Source organism: Mycobacterium persicum (genome assembly GCF_002086675.1).
Classification (GTDB): domain Bacteria; phylum Actinomycetota; class Actinomycetes; order Mycobacteriales; family Mycobacteriaceae; genus Mycobacterium; species Mycobacterium persicum.
Genome location: NZ_MVIF01000062.1, coordinates 18,443 through 34,889 on the forward strand (window position 1 = coordinate 18,443; position 16,447 = coordinate 34,889).

Consider the following 16,447-nt stretch of genomic DNA (forward strand, 5'->3'; position numbering starts at 1 on the left):
CCGACGTAGACGGCGCACCGCCTGGCAACAACCAGACCCGGATTTGGTGAAAATCCAGTTTATCGCCGCCACCAGTAGTAGAGTTCAGCGCTTCAGTACGTGCGCCAGTTCGTCGGCAGAGGTGCGACGCGGTGTGGATCAGGCGATCCAGCAAAGTGATCGCGGTCGGCCGCGCGGGGATGCGGCGGACGGATGTGGGTGCGTCGTGGCGCGCGCACGTCGAGCCGCTTCGAGTGGCGAGGTTGGTCGCCGATCAGCGTGACCGCCGCCGCACTGGCCGTTAGGCAGGGCAGATCCAGCTAGGAAGGGATGTGTGTCATGGAATTCGTTGTGCTGCCGCCGGAGGTCAATTCGGCGCGGATGTATGCCGGTGCGGGTTCGGAGCCGATGTTGGCCGCCGCGGCCGCTTGGGACGGGCTGGCCGGCGAGCTGGACTCAGCGGCGGCTTGGTTTTCCTCGGTGACAACGGGTTTGGCAGGTTCGTCCTGGCAGGGTTCCGGCGTCGGTAGCGATGGCTGCCACGGCCGCCCCGTATGCACAGTGGCTGCATATCTCGCTGCCGCGGGCCTGTATGACGCCGGCACCGCCGTAAATCTCGTCGGTAGTAACGCTGTCTTCCCGCTGACCTTGCTCGGTGCTGACCTACAGGCGCTCGGCACGGCTCTCGCCCCGTGAACTCCACGCTGATCGAGGATTGACTTCCGAAATATGTTGATGGCGTGGAAGGCTTGTGACGCAGTAGGGCTGCGGGGAGAGGCAGCGGCGTCACACCATCGCCGCACTGCACCTCGGCCGCTAGCCGGTTGGCCTCGTACTGGATGGCCAGGGCCGTCGGGCATGCTGCGAAAAGCGTAGTCTTCCAAGGAAACTGGGGTACCGAGAGGGCCATCACGCCGTCGCCGTGGTATTCGACGGTCCAGCTGTAACGCGGCATCACTGTCGCCGACCGCTACCAGCACGTCATGATCGCGTAACCGCTGCGGAGGCGATGCCCATGGATCGCACAACGTCGGCCGCACGCCCAGCCCGCCGTCACGACACCCGGTCACCAGCATGTTGACCGGCAAAATGAATGGGCAGGAAATTGGGATCGGTAGTCCTCGACACGGTCTGTACTTGATCGCACTGGCGACCCCCGCGGGGGTCCGTACGAGAGGAACCGACCATGAGTCGACTTAGGTGGCTCCCTATATCCGTGCTGGCGTCTGGCGTTCTGGGTGCGGCCGGCCTCGGGCTTGGCGCTGGTATCGCCCACGCTGGCGGCCCCTACCAGTGGTGCCCGGGGGATGACATGGGGGGCTATGGCGGTGGTTTCAATACGCCGGCGGACGGACGCCCGAATTGGGATTGGAACGTTTGCCACGCCTACCACTACGTCAATTACGGGCAGGGCAACGTGTCACCCACGGTTTGGGAAGGAAATGATCCACCGCCTCCGTACCCGTGGCAGCCGCCCAATGTGTGCTGGTCCCTGTTCATTCCGCACCCGTGCTGATGTGTGCCCACGGAGAGCATCTTTGCGAGGCGCCAATCGTGCATCGCTCGTCATTAAAAGTGTTGGACGACAATGGCATTGGCCACAGACGGGTCTCTAATCCAATCATTTGGCGCGGTACGAGCGAAAGCTCGACGCGACCCAAACATTGACAGTGTAATAGTAACAGTGTCAGTATTGACACATGCCCGAGCGGGCGTCGTGGACGCTGGACGAGCTGGTGCGACGGGTCGCCGTCAGCCTGGCCGATCCCGCGTACCCGGGAGCGCCCAACGGACGGGTCCGGGAACTGCCCGACCGCCGAGCCGTGCGGTGGTACACGACCGCCGGGCTCGTCGACCCGCCGGCCAAGCAGGGACGCACCGCGGTCTACGGCCCACGGCACCTGCTGCAGATAGTCGCCGTCAAACGCCTTCAGGCGCAGGGTCGTTCGCTTGCCGAGATCCAGGCCGAACTGGCCGGAGCGACCGACGCAACACTGCGCAAGGTTGCCGCCGTCCCCGACGCTGTCATGGCGCAGCCGGAGCCGCCGTCCCCGGAGCTATCGGCACCCGGCCGTCGAAACCGCTTCTGGGCCGCCCAACCAGCCGCCCAACCAGCGGTCGAACCAGCGGCTAGGGGCACTGACACTGTCACCACATTGGCCGCCGTCCACCTGCCCGGCGGGGCACTGTTGGTGCTGCCGGCCGCACCCGACGAAGACGACATCGACGCGATCCATGCCGCCGCTCGGCCACTGCTCGAACTACTGGCCGACCGCGGCTTGCTGTCCGGCCCGCCCCTCGATGAACGGAGCCCATCATGACCGTCCGCATCACGTCGATGACCGACGCGGACCACCACGCCGGGCTGGGAACCCTGCGCGCCGACCGTGGCACCCTGCCGCTCGATCGCGTCGACATTCGGGTGGATATCACCGGGCTCACCAGTCAGGTCGAGTTGACCCAGGACTTCGTCAACGCCTTCGACGTGCCGCTGGAAGCCACCTACGTGTTCCCGCTGCCGGATCGAGCGGCGGTCACCCGAATGCGGATGAGCGTCGAGGGGCGGGTGGTCGAGGCGAAGCTGCTGGAGCGGGAAGCTGCCCGCCGGGCCTACGATGACACCGTCACATCGGATCGGCGCGCGGCCGTCATCGAGGAGGAGCGGCCCGACGTCTTCACCATGAGGGTGGGCAACATCTTGCCGGCCGAACGGGTCAGCGTGGCGCTCACGCTGGTCAACCCGCTGGCTTACGAGGACGGCGAGGCTACGTTTCGGTTCCCACTGCTGGTCGCGCCGCGCTACATTCCCGGCGGTCCCCTGGCGGACGGCCCGGTCGGCGACGGCTACGCCGACGACACCGACGCCGTCCCCGACGCCTCGCGCATCACCCCGCCGGTGCTGCTGCCCGGCTTCCCGTACCCCGTTCTCCCGACCATCGACGTCGGTATTGACCCTGCCGGGCTCACGCTGTCGGAGGTTCGGTCGAGCCTGCCCGCGGTATCGACAGACGACGGCCGGATAAGGCTGCGGCCCGGCGAGCGGGCCAATAAGGATTTCGTGGTGCGGCTGCGCTACGGCGCCGAAGGTCTCACCGATTCGCTCATGCTGGTACCCGATGTCGACGGTGACGAGGGCACCTATCAACTCACGGTGCTGCCGCCGGCATCAGGGGCGCCGCCGCGTCCGCGGGACGTGGTGCTACTGCTGGACCGCTCCCGCAGCATGGCCGGATGGAAAATCGTTGCCGCGCGCCGGGCTTCGGCACGCATCGTCGACACGCTCAGCACAGGTGACCGGTTCGCAGTACTGACTTTTAGCGACCGCGTCGAGTGCCCTGCAGGTCTGGCCGACGGGCTGGTCGAGGCCAGCGATCGGCACCGGTACCGGGCCGTCGAGCACCTCGCCCGCGTCGACGCGCGCGGCGACACCGAGCTGCTCGCGCCCCTGCGGCAGGCTCTTGCCTTATTGCGTGGCTCGCGGGGACGTGACGCGGTGCTCGTCCTGGTCACCGACGGGCAGGTCGGCAACGAAGATCAGCTGCTTCGCGAGCTATCGGAGGAGCTGCGCCCCGTACGGGTGCATACCGTCGGCTTGGACCAGGCCGTCAACGCCGGTTTCCTTTACCGCCTGGCCAAGGTCGGCGGGGGGCATTGCGAGCTGGTGGAAAGCGAGGACCGCCTCGACGAGGCCATGCACGCCGTGCAACGTCGCATCGGCGCGCCAGCTGCTCACTCCCTGGCACTGCACGCCGAGGGGCTGAACATCATCGCGGACACCACGAGCCCGGTTCGGCTACCCGACCTGTTTCCGGGAGTGCCGCTGGCGGTCACCGGGCGGTATCGGGGAATCGCGACCGGAACACTCACCCTGCGAGGCACCACCGGCGATGGTGGGGACTGGTCGGCGACCGTCGCCGGACAGCGCCGCGAGGCCCAGGCCGTCACCGCCCAGTGGGCGCGGGCCCACCTACGAGACCTCGAGGACCGCTACGCCGCGGCCGCCGGCGGTCTCCGGGAAGACCTGGAGAAGCGGATCGTCGCCACGTCGTTGCGGTTCAACGTGCTGTCCAGGTTCACTGGGTACGTCGCCCTCGACAGCCGCGACAACCGGGTGGTCACCGAGGGGGAAGTGCAGCACCGCGTGATCCAACCCGTCGAGACGCCGGCCGGATGGGACCGGTGGCCCCGTATCCGCGGGGCAGAGCCGGCGGCCAAGGCGCCGTCCGCCACCGCGTCGGCCGCAGCCGCGCGAATGGTCAAGCTGCGCAACGCAATCGCGGTGGCCATCGTCGGTGTCGTGCTGGTCGGTGTTGGCTGGGCGTGGTCGCTCAACCGCGACGGTTCCGCCCGCGACTCGGGAGTGGCCGGCAAACCCTCGGAAATAGCGGATGCCACCGTTCCCGGGACCAAGGGCGGCATTACCGAGAACACCGTGGCCGCCCCACAGGCACCAGCACCGCCTCCGGACAGCACCTATAAGCGCGACATCGTCACCACTGGTTCGCTGCAGATGGTCGTCGCGGATCCCTCCCAGCTGGCCGACCGCCTGGTCTCCGCGGTCACCGATGCCGGCGGGCGGGTGGACTCGCGTTCGGAGCGGTCCGGCACCTCTTCGCGGTCCGGGTCGCCGGTGGTCAATCTCGTGGTCCGCATTCCCGCGGACAAGCTCGACGCGGTGTTGGCCGACGTCAAGAAACTCGGGTCCGTCACGTCGATGTCGATCAACCACGCCGACGTCACGTCGCAGCGCGTCGACCTCGATGCCCGGATCGAGGCATTACAGACCTCGGTCAATCGGCTGCTGGAGCTGATGCGCCGCGCGGACAACACCGCTGACCTGCTGGCCGCGGAGTCGTCGCTGACCCAACGACAGGCTGAGTTGGACTCGCTGCGGGCCCAGCGCGCCACACTTGGCGACCAGATTTCCTACGCGACGATCAACGTCAACATCTCCGCCGAACCGGCCGTGGCCCGGGTTGGTTTCCTCGGTGCGCTCGACCGCGGCTGGCACTCGGTGCTCTCGGCTGCCTACGGCATAATGCTGACGGCCGGGTTGCTGCTGCCGTGGTTGCCGGTGCTGGTCGTGCTGGTGTTGGCGATCGTCTTGGTGTTGCGCAGTAGGCCGTTCCCGTGGGTACCCAGCGCGCCCAGCGGCCAGACAACTAACTCGTGACCACCCTCAGCCCTTGATCGACCCGGTCCGTTTCACCTTGGTGGTGGCGATGCACACCACGTCGCGGTCACCCTGATTCCAGGTCGCCTGGGTGGGATACAGCACGTAACTTTCGAAGTCCTCGCTGTCTGCAGCATTGGGCGCATAAGCGGCGAACGCCGACAGGCACCTCTCCCGATAGTCGCTCTCCAGGCTGGACTGGCCGGGGAAACTACGTGCAGTCACCCGCAATTGCGCATACACCTCGCCCTCGTGTGGTTTGGCGCACGACACCTTCGGCAGCGTGGCGACCCGCGCATTGTCACCCGGGATCGACTCGATGCAATCCCCGACGGCGAGGCTGGTTGCGCGCACCGAGCCGTCGTTGGATACGACGGCAGCGATGATCACGACCCCGATGAGTAACGTCCACAGCGCGGACAGCACCAGACCGGCGATTGCCATGCCGCGCCCCCCCTGACCGCGAGTCTTGATCTGTTTGAGCGCGATGATGCCGAAGATGACACTCAGCAGGACACCGCCGAGGACCCCGAAGATCAGCGAAGCGATCGCAAAGCCGTTGGTGCCTCGCGGCGGCGGAGGCGGCGCATAGGGCTGGCCGTACTGACTGGGCTGCGGCGGGTAGCCGCCGGAGTAGCCGGGTTGTTGTGGGTAAGGGCCCGGCCCGGGTGGCTGCGCAGGCGGCGGGTAGGGCGGCGGCTGAAACGTCATGAGGGAACCGTAATACCAGCTGCGCCGCCAAAGAGGGGCGTCGACAATATCGGCACCATCGGGCAGCCGATCGGGTTTCGCCGCTGTCGCCGACCGCCGCGCGCTGGGGGTGCAGCCGCGCTTCGTTATACTATCTAAGTATCAGCTGGTCCGAGAACAAGAGAGCAGGCAGATGCCACGCACAGACAACGACACCTGGGACCTGGCAACCAGCGTGGGAGCGACGGCCACGATGGTGGCGGCAGCCCGGGCAATAGCCACCAAGGCCCCGCACCCCTTGATCGATGACCGGTTTGCCGAACCGCTGGTCCGTGCCGTCGGCGTGGACTTCTTCACCCGGTGGGCCACCGGTGACCTGGTCGCCGCCGACGTCGATGACGACGAGTCTGCTTGGAAGCTCGAGCACATGCCCGATGCGATGGCGGCGCGGACTCGCTTCTTCGACTCGTTCTTCCACGACGCGACGCAGGCCGGGATCCGCCAGGCCGTGATCCTGGCATCCGGTTTGGACGCGCGCGCCTACCGGTTGGCATGGCCGGCCGATATGACGGTGTTCGAGATCGACCAGCCGCAGGTGATCGGGTTCAAGACCGCCACCCTGGCCGGGCTGGGAGCCGCCCCGACGGCAGATTTGCGCACGGTGGCCGTCGATCTACGCCACGATTGGCCGAAAGCCTTGCTGCACACGGGTTTTGACAGAAGTCGGCCGACCGCGTGGATCGCCGAGGGGCTCTTCGGTTACCTGCCGCCGGCTGCTCAGGATCGCCTGCTGGACAACATCACTGCGCTCAGCGCCGACGGCAGCCGGCTGGGCTGCGAGGCCGTTCCGGACATGTCACAGCTCGACCTCGACAAGGCTCGGGAGATGATGCGCCGGGCCACCGCCAAATGGCGCCAACACGGCTTCGACCTGGAATTCGCCGATCTGGGCTACGAGGGTGAACGCAACGATGTCGGCGCCTATCTGAACCAGCTGGGCTGGTGCTCAGCTGCTACCCGGATGAGTCAACTGCTGGCCGACAACGGCCTTGCGGCGATCCCCCACACCAACGACTCGGTGTCGGTGGCCGACACCATTTACTACACCTCCGTACTCAGCGCATGACGCAAGCGCGTCGTCGCGGGCTCAATGGCGTCGTCACCCGGATGTGGAGCCTGCTGGCCCCGGCCTACGAACCTGCCGGTGTTGCAGCAATGGGTGTACCGTCTTACCGTCCGCCGCACGACGAGGTGATTGCGCAACTACGCTCCCACGGATCCCGAAACATCGCTGATATCGCCTGTGGCACAGGAATTCTCAGTGACCGGATCCAGCGTGAACCGCTGCTACAGGCACCCTCGGCCGGCAGATGGAAGCCGCAGCACAATGCCTCGCCGGCGGAGATGCGGGCACTGTTCGACGCCGCCCGGTTCACATGCGACATGAGCCAGTTTTCGTGTGCCCCGGTCCCTACCCGGCTTTGGCCGCGTAGTTCTGGTCCACGCTGTTGGGGCAAAACCGTATCCTTATCCGTGACTGATATCCCGGTATTCCGCCAACAACTTGGTGAGCCGATGCCCGGGACGACGGCCGCAACGGCGTCAGCACCGGCAAATGCTGGTCTGGTCAGTCGTCCGCTGGCCGGGTGACAGCCATCGGCACCGTCCAGGTCCACGCCGTCTCGCCGGTGTCCGGCGTGGTCATCTCCAGTCGTGTGCCGCGCGCGGCAAGCTGCTGGGGGAGTAGGGCCGTTAGGTCGGTGGCCGCCGTCGGACTTGGGGCTGTTCTGGATTTTTCGATCACGGTGACCACCAGGTCGGTCTCATAGGTGGCCTGCAAGACGATCTCGTCGGCGATGGCATGCCGCAGAATCGCCGTGACCAGCTGCTGGACCGCGTCGTAGAGCGCGCTCGTGATGGCTCTGTCGATGGTGTCCAGCGCGCCGGTGAAGAAAACCTGGAATCTGGCGTCCAGAGCTTCGGCCACTTCGCCGAGTAGATCCGACATGCGTAGCCGAAAATTGGTCTCGTCGCCGGTCGGTATGTCGAGTTGGTTGATGGTGTTGCGGACGTCGTTGATGACGGCGTCGAGTTCGCTGACCGACTCGCCGATGCGTTCGGCGACGGCCGGCACTCGCGCCAGCGGCAAGACTGCGCTGAGTTGCAGGCTGATGAGAAACAACCGCTGAGTCACCGAGCGATGCAGTTCCAGCGCGATGCGTTCGCGCTCGGCCGCCACTCGTAAGGTCCGTGTGTGTGCTTCGGCGAGGCGCAGATTCACCAGGTTGTCCACCCGCGCTCGCAGCTCGCCCAGCTGGAATGGCTTGGACAGGTAGTCGTTCGCGCCGGCTTGGAGCAATGCCAGCCTGGATTGGTCGTCGGCGCGGGCGGTGAGGATCAGCACCGGCGTGTTGGCCAGCACCGGGTCGGCGCGGACCTGGTGCAGCAGTTCGTCTCCGCTGAGCTGTGGCATCATGATGTCGCACACGATCAGGTCCGGGCGGTGTGCGCGCGCCAGCTCTAATCCGGACCGCCCGTCGAACGCCGCTTTGACCCGATAGTGCGGCGATAATGCCTGGCACACAAAGGCATTGAGGTCGACGTTGTCTTCGATGACCACGATGACAGGTTTGGAGTCTGCGGTATCGGGCTCACCATGGGCTGACGTCGTCGAGATCGCGGTGATTTCGGCGATCGCGCCGGCGGGATCCGGGCTGGAGCGCTCGTCGCCGCGGGGACTGGCCGGTTGTACCGGCAGACCCGCGGGCGCGAGTCGCGGAAGATCGACGATTACCAGCGCGCCACCCTCGCGGGCTTCGCTGATCGTGACACTGCCCCGGTGCAATCCCACCAGGTCGCGGACAATGCTCAGTCCTAACCCGGTGCCACCGACCGCCCGCGTGGGACCGCCCTCGACCTGGTGGAACCTTTCGAAGACCGCCTCCCGCTGCTCGTGTGGAATTCCCGGGCCGCTGTCGGCGACCTCGATGATGACTCGATGGTCGGGATCCGTCGAGACCGAACACCGCACGGTGCCACTGGGCCGGGTGAATTTAAAAGCATTGGACAACAAATTCACCAGTATCTGGTGCAAGTGCTCGGGGTCGAGTTCCGCCGTAACGGGCTGGTCTGCATTGACGCTGAATTCGATGTCACGGTCTACGGCAAGCGATTCGAACAGGGAGGCACCCAGTCGCACATGCTCGGCGACGTCCACGTGCGCGTAATTGGGTTGGACGGCACCGGCTTCCAGCCGCGCAGCGTCCAGCAGGTTGTTGACGTGCCGTTGCAGCAACCGGGCATTGCGGACGATCAGCTCGAGATCGGCACGTGAGGGCTCCTGTGGTTCGGCCGATTCCAGCAGCCTGCGGGCGGGCTCCAGGATCAGCATCAGCGGAGTCCGCAGTTCGTGGCTGACGTTGGCGAAGAACTGGCTCTTCAGGTCATCGAGTTCCTTGGCCCGTGCGTAGAGATCGGCCAGTTCGGCGTTGGCCTCCTTGAGCTTTCGACTTGTCTCGGCCACCTCGTAGGCGCGCGCGAAGACCTCCTGCTCCATCTGGTGGGTGGTGGCGCGCAGCGCGGCCGTCTCCTGCTGCTGCGCCGCGTCGGATGCTTGCAGGCGGACGAACTCGGTGACGTCCTCCACGCGGTGAATGACGTAGCGCAACTCACCGGCCGAGTCCAGCACCGGTGAGTTGGTGGGGCTCCAGAAGCGTTCCTCGAAGTCCCCGTCCGGGCGCCGAATGTCGTAACGCTGCACCGGCATCGCGTCGGGGACGCGATCGCGTACGACCCGGTCCAGCGACACCCGCAGGTTGCGGACTCCTTCGGCATTGGGGTCATCGGGGTTGTCCGGAAAGGTCTCGAAGATGACGTGCCCCAGAATCCGCGTTCGCTCGGTCATCGTCGCCTGCAGGTAAGCGTCGGTGACGGCAACGATCCTCAAGTCAGGGTCCAGTACCAAGAACAGGCCCGGAGCCGACTCGAACAACCGCCGGAAGTCGACAGCCTCAGTCAAACGTGCACCTACGTTCTCGCATCGCGCTAACGCTACTATCGCGCCACGGCGCCAATCGGCCAAACCGAAACGTCGATCCCGCCGCGGCCCGTCGATCGGCAGCGGCTGATGATCCGTCTGCAGCCGTACCGCAGAGCGTGCACGTAGGCTCCCGCCATGCACATCGACGCGATGACGTTTCCCGAGCCATTAGGCGAGGTGGGCGAAGTGGCCCGGCAGGCCCAGGCGGCCGGATTCTCCGGCCTGGTGTTCACCGAGGCGGGCCGCACCGCCTATCTCAGTGCCGCCGTGGCCTCGCAGGCGGCTCCCGGCCTCGACTTGTCCACCGGCGTCGCGGTGGCCTTCCCGCGGAGCCCCTTCGTCACTGCGGCCACCGCGTGGGAGCTTCAGGACGCAACCGGCGGCAAGTTCCGGCTCGGCCTGGGCACCCAGGTGCGCCGTCACGTCGTGCACCGCTACGGGACGGCGTTCGACCGGCCTGGGCCGCGGTTGCGCGACTACGTGCTGGCCGTCAAGGCGTGTTTCGCCGCTTTCCGCACCGGGAGGCTCGATCACCACGGCGAGTTCTATGACCTCGACTTCATCACGCCGCAGTGGAGCCCGGGCCCCATCGACGCCCCCGATCCCCAAATCGATATCTCGGCGGTGAATCCGTGGATGCTGCGGATGGCGGGGGAAGTGGCCGACGGCGTACACGTCCATCCGATTGGCGAGCCTGGCTACATCGCCCGCCACGTTGTGCCCAACGTGTCCCAAGGCGCGGCAAGAGCGGGTCGCGCACCGTCCGACGTCGCGTTGATCGTGCCCGTGCTGACGATTGTCGGCGACAGCGACGAAGAGCGTGATAAGGAACGAGAAGCCGTGCGAGCCAGCATCGCCTTCTACGCCAGCACACCCAACTATGCGTTCATCTTCGACGAAGCGGGATTCGAGGGCACGACCGCCCGGATCCGGGAGAAACAGAAGGCCGGTGACTTCGCCGGTATGGCCGGCCAGATCACCGATGAGCACATTGCGGTCTTCGCCACGGAGTCGACCTGGGACGGGTTGGCGGACGCGCTGGCCGACAAGTACGCCGCGGTCACCGACCGCCTCGTCTTCTACAACGCCCGAGGCGATCGGGAGCGCTTCGAGCGATACGGCGAGGTCGCCCGTCGGATGCAGGGATGATTCGACGTCGAGCGCTGTTGACTGACTAAGTCAGTCAATTTACACTCGGACCATGGTGCGCGCCCGGCCGGCCGACCGGTTCTCACGGCTGATCTCAGCGGCGGCTGACACATTCGTCGCCAATGGCTACCGGAGCACCCAGATGCAAGACGTAGCCGACGTTGTGGGAGTGGCGAAAGGGACGTTATACGGCTATGTGGAAGGAAAAGCCGCGCTGCTTGGCGCGGTGCTGCGCTATGCAGATGGCATCGAGCCGGCGCCCAGCGAAGGCGACTTTCCGATCCACACGCCGGGTGATGGCGCGCTGGCGGGGCTGGTAGCAACACGACTAGGCCGGGAAGTCGCCGAACTGCGGCTGGTGCAGGCCCTGTCTAGCGAGCAGCCGACCTGCCCCGTCGAGCAAGAAGTCGCCGAGATAATCGGCGACCTCTACCGGCGCCTTGCTCGCCACCGGATCAGCGTCAAGGTCGTGGATCGATGTGCCCCGGAACTGCCGGAACTCGCCGCGGTCTGGTTTGTCCAGGGCCGCAAAGGACAGGTCAGCGCGCTGACCGAACTTCTCCGGCGTCGTGCGCTGCACCTGCCTGGGCCAGTGGACGTTGTCGCTCGCACCATCGTGGAGACCTGCGTGCTGTGGGCGGTACACATGCCGTGGGACCCGGCGCCGGCGGGTGTGCAGTGGCCCGACGACGACATCATTGCGGGCACGTTGGCTGGGCTTTTGACTCGAGGCTTGCTGGGGCGTCCCGATGCGTAGCGTCCCACTGCTCGCTCCGTTGGCCGCTCATTTGGTGCCGACCGCTGTCATCGGATACGGGTTCGTGTTGCCCGCCGCGGGGATCGCAGCGTTTGGTGCTGTCGGCGTCGGGTTCGGCATGTCCCTGGTTGGTACTGTTCTCGCCTATTTCGCGGGAGTGCGCATGGCTCACAACACCACTCATTCCGCCAGCTGGATCGCCGGTGTGTTATCGCGGCAAGCCGCCGCACCCCATGGCGTGCTTGGGCGTCTACTGGGCCGCATCTGGGTCAGTGAGACCAAAGCGGTCAACGCCGCCGCTATCGACCTGCTCGCGCCGCAAGTTCACGAGCACGTCCTAGAGATTGGGTTCGGACCAGGGCGCACTGTTCAGTTGCTTTCGCAACGGGCCGCCAAGGTCATCGGTATCGAAGTCTCGGGGACCATGCTCACCGCCGCTCGTCGCCGCAACGCCCAGGCGATCCAGGAAGGCCGCGTCGAGCTGGTGCGGGGAAACGGGATCACGCTGCCGCTACCGACTAGCTGTGTTGACGCCGTTGTTGGTGTACACACGGTGTACTTCTGGTCCCAGCCGGACACGACACTCGCCGAGATCGCTCGAGTTCTGCGCCCCCGCGGGCGCGTGGTGCTCGCCTTCCGCGACGGCGACTCGGCCGCGCCCCGTCGGTTCGACTTGGGCGTCTATCGCCTGTACCGAGCCAACGACCTTGCCCGGATGCTGAGACAGGTCGGCTTTACTGACATCGAAACCCGGCAGCTCACAGGCGAATCCGGTCATGTCAGCTGCGTGAGGGCGAGGTCATACTGATCGGCCGGCCCGGCCCTAATCAGCGACATGACAAGGTTCAGGCGGCCTGTGATCAGGCAAGTTTCTCACCGAATCGCGATGCCATCGACACCCGGTAGTAAACCGGGTGTGCGACTGCGCTGGAACTCGGCGCGAACAACGGCATCGCCACCCGCTTTCGAGGGGTTGGTGCACACCCCCAGCCCACGGCCGGCTGGCGGCTCGCTAAATTCGAGACGCGATCTCGTCGGAAGGAATGTCATGAACGCGCATGTCGAGCAGCTGGAGTTTCAGGCGGAGGCCCGGCAACTGCTGGATCTGATGGTCCATTCGGTGTACTCCAACAAGGATTCGTTCCTGCGGGAGTTGATCTCTAATGCGTCCGATGCGCTGGACAAGCTGCGGATCGAAGCCTTACGCAACAAGGAACTGAACGCCGACACCTCCGATCTGCACATCCAGCTCGAAGTGGACAAAGGTGCAAGGACTCTTACCGTTCGCGACAACGGCATCGGAATGACGCGCGCCGAGGTCGTCGACCTGATCGGCACGCTGGCCAAGTCGGGCACCGCCGAGCTCCGACAGCAACTCAGGGAGGCCAAGAACCTCAAGAACGACGCCGCCTCCGAGGAGTTGATCGGTCAGTTCGGCATCGGGTTCTACTCGTCCTTCATGGTGGCCGACAAAGTTGAACTGCTCACCCGCAAGGCCGGCGAGAGCGAGGCCACCCGGTGGGAATCCAGCGGCGACGGCACCTACACCATCGAATCCGTCGACGCAGCAGCCGCCGGGGCTGCGCAGGGAACGTCGGTCACGTTGCACCTCAAGCCCGAAGACGCCGAGAACGACCTGTTCGACTACACCTCGGAGTGGAAGATCAGGAGCCTGGTCAAGAAATACTCCGACTTCATCGCGTGGCCCATCCGGATGGAGGTCGAGAAGCGCACCCCACCCGCCCCCGACGACGAAGGTGGCGAAGAGACCGTCGGCGTCGAAACCGAGACCCTCAACTCGATGAAGGCACTTTGGGCCAGGCCCAAAGAAGAGGTCTCCGCCGAGGAGTACCAGGAGTTCTACAAGCACATCGCACACGCCTGGGACGACCCGCTGGAAGTCATCGCGATGAAGGCCGAGGGCACCTTCGAGTACCAAGCCCTGCTGTTCATCCCCAAGCACGCCCCGTTCGACCTGTTCAACCGGGATGCCAGCTTCGGAATCCAGCTCTACGTCAAGCGCGTGTTCATCATGGGCGACTGCGACCAGCTCATGCCCGAATACCTGCGCTTCGTCAAGGGTGTGGTCGACGCACAGGACATGTCGCTCAACGTGTCCCGAGAAATCCTGCAGCAGGATCGCCAGATCAAGGCCATCCGCCGCCGCCTGACCAAGAAGGTCCTGGCCACCATCAAGGACCTGCAGGGCGAGCGCCCGGAGGACTATCGCACCTTCTGGACCCAGTTCGGCAAGGTCGTCAAGGAGGGTCTGCTGTCGGACTTCGACAACCGGGAAACCCTGCTGCAGATCTCATCCTTCGCCTCGACCCACAGCGAGGAGGAAGCCACCACGCTGGCCGAGTACGTGTCGCGCATGAAGGAGGGCCAGGAGCAGATTTTCTACGCCACCGGGGAGTCGCGTCAGCAGATCCTGAGGTCCCCGCATCTCGAGGCGTTCAAAGCCAAGGGCTACGAGGTGCTGCTGCTCACCGACCCGGTCGACGAAGTGTGGGTCGGGGTGGTCAGCGAGATCGACGGCAAGCCGCTGCAGTCGGTCGCCAAAGGCGAGGTGGACCTGGACTCCGCCGAGGACCAGAGCGAGGCCGAGCGCGAGGAGCAGCAGAAGGAGTTCGCCGACCTGCTCACCTGGCTGAAGGAGACCTTGAGCGAACACGTCAAGGAAGTGCGGTTGTCGACGCGGCTGACTGAGTCGCCGGCCTGCCTGATCACCGACGCCTTCGGGATCACCCCGGCGCTGGCCCGCATCTACCGGGCATCGGGTCAGGAAGTTCCGGTCGGCAAGCGGATCTTGGAGCTCAACCCCGATCACCCGCTGGTGACCGGCCTGCGTCAAGCACACCAAGACCGCGGTGACGATCCCTCGTTGCCGGAGACCGCGGAATTACTTTACGGCACAGCACTTTTGGCCGAAGGCGGAACGCCAGAGGATCCGGCGCGGTTCGCGGAGCTACTCGCCAGCCGGCTGACCCGCACGATTTAGTTTTAGCCGGCGACGGCGCCAGCGGGCTGTAGGCGATGACGCCGCGGTTCTCCCGCTCGGCGAACGGAACCAGGTCGTCGAGCGCGCCCGGGTGGGCAAGGGAGAAATGCACCTGGTTGCTGACGACCGGGCGGCCAAGCGCGGCGTCGGCCTTGCGCCATCGGGCCAGCGAGTAGTTGGACACGCCGGCCGCGCCGATCTTGCCGCCGTCGAGAAGCTCGCGCATTCCGGGCATGATCACCGAATCGGGGACCACCGGATTGGGCTGGTGAACCTGGTAGAGCGGGATGCGGTCGAGCTGCAGCCGCCGGGCGCTGGCCTGCGCGCGCTGGTTGACGACGGCGGGAAACGGCGCGACCGGGAAGATCTTGCTGGCCACCGCGACCTCGCCGCGGCGGTCGCCGAGTGCTTCGCCGAGGATCCGTTCGCTTTTGCCGAGCCGCCGATACGGCTAACTTTTCCCATTCCGTCGCCGTCGAGATATTTCATGTTTCCCACCGTACTGAGGTCGGCACGTTCGATTCGGTGCGACCATGGGTGCGGGCAATCATCCCATGGCAAGGCGGTGGTCATGGCACAAGACCGGTTGCGGCCGGGTCAGGTCTTCGCCGGCTATCGGATTGAGCGACTGCTCGGCGTAGGCGGAATGGGCGCGGTCTACCTGGCTCACCACCCCAATCTGCCGAAACTGGTCGCGTTGAAGCTACCGATGCGCCACATGAGCGACGACGACCATGTGCGTGCCCGTTTCTTGCGCGAAGCCGACCACGTCGCACGCCTGGACCATCCCAATATCGTCGCCGTTTACGACCGCGGTGATCAGGACGGGCAGTTGTGGATCGCGATGCAATACATCGACGGCTCCGACGCCGCGGCGGCGCTGCGCGACGGCCCCCTGCCGGTCGCTCGGGCCGTACGGATCATCGCCGAGACCGCCAAGGCACTGGACTTCGCCCACGCCGCCGCCGTGCTGCACCGCGACGTCAAACCCGCCAACATCATGCTCACCCGGCCTGCGGCAGGCGAGCCCGAACGAGTGTTGCTCGCCGACTTCGGCATCGCCAAAGCCCTCGATGACCGCACCGGGCTCACCGTGACGGGCATGTTCCACGGCAGCCTGCAATACGCCGCCCCGGAACAATTCGACCCCTCGATCACCCTGGATGCCCGCGCCGATCAGTACGCGCTGGGCTGCACCCTCTACCACCTGCTGACCGGGTCCACACCCTATCCAGGCCATACTCCCGAACAGTTGATGCACGCACACCTGCAGCTGCCCGCGCCCCGTCCCAGCCACAGCCCCGCCGCACCGCAAACCGGCATACCCGAGGCTATGGATGAGGTCATCCAGCGCGCCCTCGCCAAAGACCGCACCCAGCGGTACCCCACCTGCGGCGCACTGGCCGCCGACGCACAGCACGCTCTCGACTCCGCCCCCGCCGACGCGACCGTCGCAGCGGCAGTCGACCCTACCCGCCCACGCCCGCAGGCACCGCGGCACGACCCGACCCCGCAACAAAACATCCGGGTAAGACACAACCGGCTGATCGCAGCCCTCGTTGTCCTGCTTGTCGCAGCCGCGGGTGGCGGTGCGGTGTTACTGCGTAACGTCTTGTCCGCCAAGCAGACCCGCGGAGAACTCGTACTCACCGCAGCCAC

Annotated in this window: 10 protein-coding genes and 3 pseudogenes; 10 read left to right on the top strand and 3 right to left on the bottom strand. The window is 65.8% G+C overall.

Features of this window, described 5'->3' with window-relative positions; genetic code table 11:
• Positions 1-318: 318 nt before the first annotated feature.
• The 3 genes and pseudogenes from BST40_RS18040 to BST40_RS18055 form a co-directional block, all read left to right on the top strand.
• Positions 319-547: pseudogene (locus BST40_RS18040) on the top strand (PPE domain-containing protein); the annotation flags it as partial.
• A gap of 1,132 nt (positions 548-1,679) precedes the next feature.
• Positions 1,680-2,300 carry a MerR family transcriptional regulator gene (locus BST40_RS18050; RefSeq protein ID WP_075545433.1) on the top strand — a complete coding sequence of 207 codons (621 nt, stop codon included), beginning with the start codon at positions 1,680-1,682 and terminating at the stop codon, positions 2,298-2,300.
• Positions 2,297-5,152, top strand: coding sequence for a DUF4349 domain-containing protein (locus BST40_RS18055; protein WP_083155025.1), 2,856 nt, complete (start codon positions 2,297-2,299; stop codon positions 5,150-5,152). The genes BST40_RS18050 and BST40_RS18055 overlap by 4 nt, the downstream gene beginning before the upstream one ends.
• Before the next feature lie 6 nt (positions 5,153-5,158).
• Here BST40_RS18055 and BST40_RS18060 read toward each other — a convergent pair whose 3' ends face one another.
• Positions 5,159-5,863, bottom strand: coding sequence for a DUF4190 domain-containing protein (locus BST40_RS18060; protein WP_082275219.1), 705 nt, complete (start codon positions 5,861-5,863; stop codon positions 5,159-5,161).
• A gap of 172 nt (positions 5,864-6,035) precedes the next feature.
• On the opposite strand from BST40_RS18060, the gene BST40_RS18065 reads away from it, so the two are divergent.
• Together BST40_RS18065 and BST40_RS31810 are read left to right on the top strand one after the other, a co-directional pair.
• Positions 6,036-6,968, top strand: coding sequence for an SAM-dependent methyltransferase (locus tag BST40_RS18065; RefSeq protein ID WP_083155027.1), 933 nt, complete (start codon positions 6,036-6,038; stop codon positions 6,966-6,968).
• A pseudogene (locus tag BST40_RS31810) lies at positions 6,965-7,276 on the top strand (hypothetical protein); the annotation flags it as partial. The gene BST40_RS18065 and the pseudogene BST40_RS31810, both read left to right, overlap by 4 nt.
• Before the next feature lie 193 nt (positions 7,277-7,469).
• Here the strand turns inward: BST40_RS31810 and BST40_RS18075 are convergent.
• Positions 7,470-9,860 carry an ATP-binding protein gene (locus BST40_RS18075; protein ID WP_158006295.1) on the bottom strand — a complete coding sequence of 797 codons (2,391 nt, stop codon included), beginning with the start codon at positions 9,858-9,860 and terminating at the stop codon, positions 7,470-7,472.
• 156 nt (positions 9,861-10,016) lie between these two features.
• Between BST40_RS18075 and BST40_RS18080 the strand changes: the two genes are divergently transcribed.
• The 4 genes from BST40_RS18080 (at position 10,017) to htpG (ending at position 14,788) form a co-directional block, all read left to right on the top strand.
• Positions 10,017-11,030 (top strand): TIGR03617 family F420-dependent LLM class oxidoreductase, encoded by a 1,014-nt coding sequence (locus BST40_RS18080; protein WP_075545437.1) that lies wholly within the window; start codon positions 10,017-10,019, stop codon positions 11,028-11,030.
• Between the two features lie 52 nt (positions 11,031-11,082).
• A complete protein-coding gene (locus tag BST40_RS18085) occupies positions 11,083-11,787 on the top strand; it encodes a TetR/AcrR family transcriptional regulator (RefSeq protein WP_075545438.1) in 705 nt (234 codons plus the stop codon).
• A complete protein-coding gene (locus tag BST40_RS18090; RefSeq protein WP_082275221.1) occupies positions 11,780-12,595 on the top strand; it encodes a methyltransferase domain-containing protein in 816 nt (271 codons plus the stop codon). The genes BST40_RS18085 and BST40_RS18090 overlap by 8 nt, the downstream gene beginning before the upstream one ends.
• Positions 12,596-12,835: 240 nt before the next feature.
• Positions 12,836-14,788: a molecular chaperone HtpG gene (gene htpG, locus BST40_RS18095; protein WP_083155028.1), complete on the top strand. Its 1,953-nt coding sequence runs from the start codon at positions 12,836-12,838 to the stop codon at positions 14,786-14,788.
• A gap of 16 nt (positions 14,789-14,804) precedes the next feature.
• On the opposite strand, the pseudogene BST40_RS18100 reads toward htpG, so the two are convergent.
• A pseudogene (locus tag BST40_RS18100) lies at positions 14,805-15,227 on the bottom strand (aldo/keto reductase); the annotation flags it as partial.
• 132 nt (positions 15,228-15,359) lie between these two features.
• Here BST40_RS18100 and BST40_RS18105 point away from each other — a divergent pair.
• Positions 15,360-16,447 (top strand): serine/threonine-protein kinase (locus BST40_RS18105; protein WP_142276757.1); only part of this gene is annotated, 1,088 nt, incomplete at its 3' end.

What these genes read in the sequence shown, in the direction of transcription:
- BST40_RS18055 (WP_083155025.1), top strand. Translation starts at nt 2,297, where the DNA reads ATGACCGTCCGCATCACGTCGATGACCGACGCGGACCACCACGCCGGG.
- BST40_RS18050 (WP_075545433.1), top strand. Translation starts at nt 1,680, where the DNA reads ATGCCCGAGCGGGCGTCGTGGACGCTGGACGAGCTGGTGCGACGGGTC.
- BST40_RS18080 (WP_075545437.1), top strand. Translation starts at nt 10,017, where the DNA reads ATGCACATCGACGCGATGACGTTTCCCGAGCCATTAGGCGAGGTGGGC.
- BST40_RS18085 (WP_075545438.1), top strand. Translation starts at nt 11,083, where the DNA reads ATGGTGCGCGCCCGGCCGGCCGACCGGTTCTCACGGCTGATCTCAGCG.
- htpG (WP_083155028.1), top strand. Translation starts at nt 12,836, where the DNA reads ATGAACGCGCATGTCGAGCAGCTGGAGTTTCAGGCGGAGGCCCGGCAA.
- BST40_RS18090 (WP_082275221.1), top strand. Translation starts at nt 11,780, where the DNA reads ATGCGTAGCGTCCCACTGCTCGCTCCGTTGGCCGCTCATTTGGTGCCG.
- BST40_RS18060 (WP_082275219.1), bottom strand. Translation starts at nt 5,863, where the DNA reads ATGACGTTTCAGCCGCCGCCCTACCCGCCGCCTGCGCAGCCACCCGGG.
- BST40_RS18065 (WP_083155027.1), top strand. Translation starts at nt 6,036, where the DNA reads ATGCCACGCACAGACAACGACACCTGGGACCTGGCAACCAGCGTGGGA.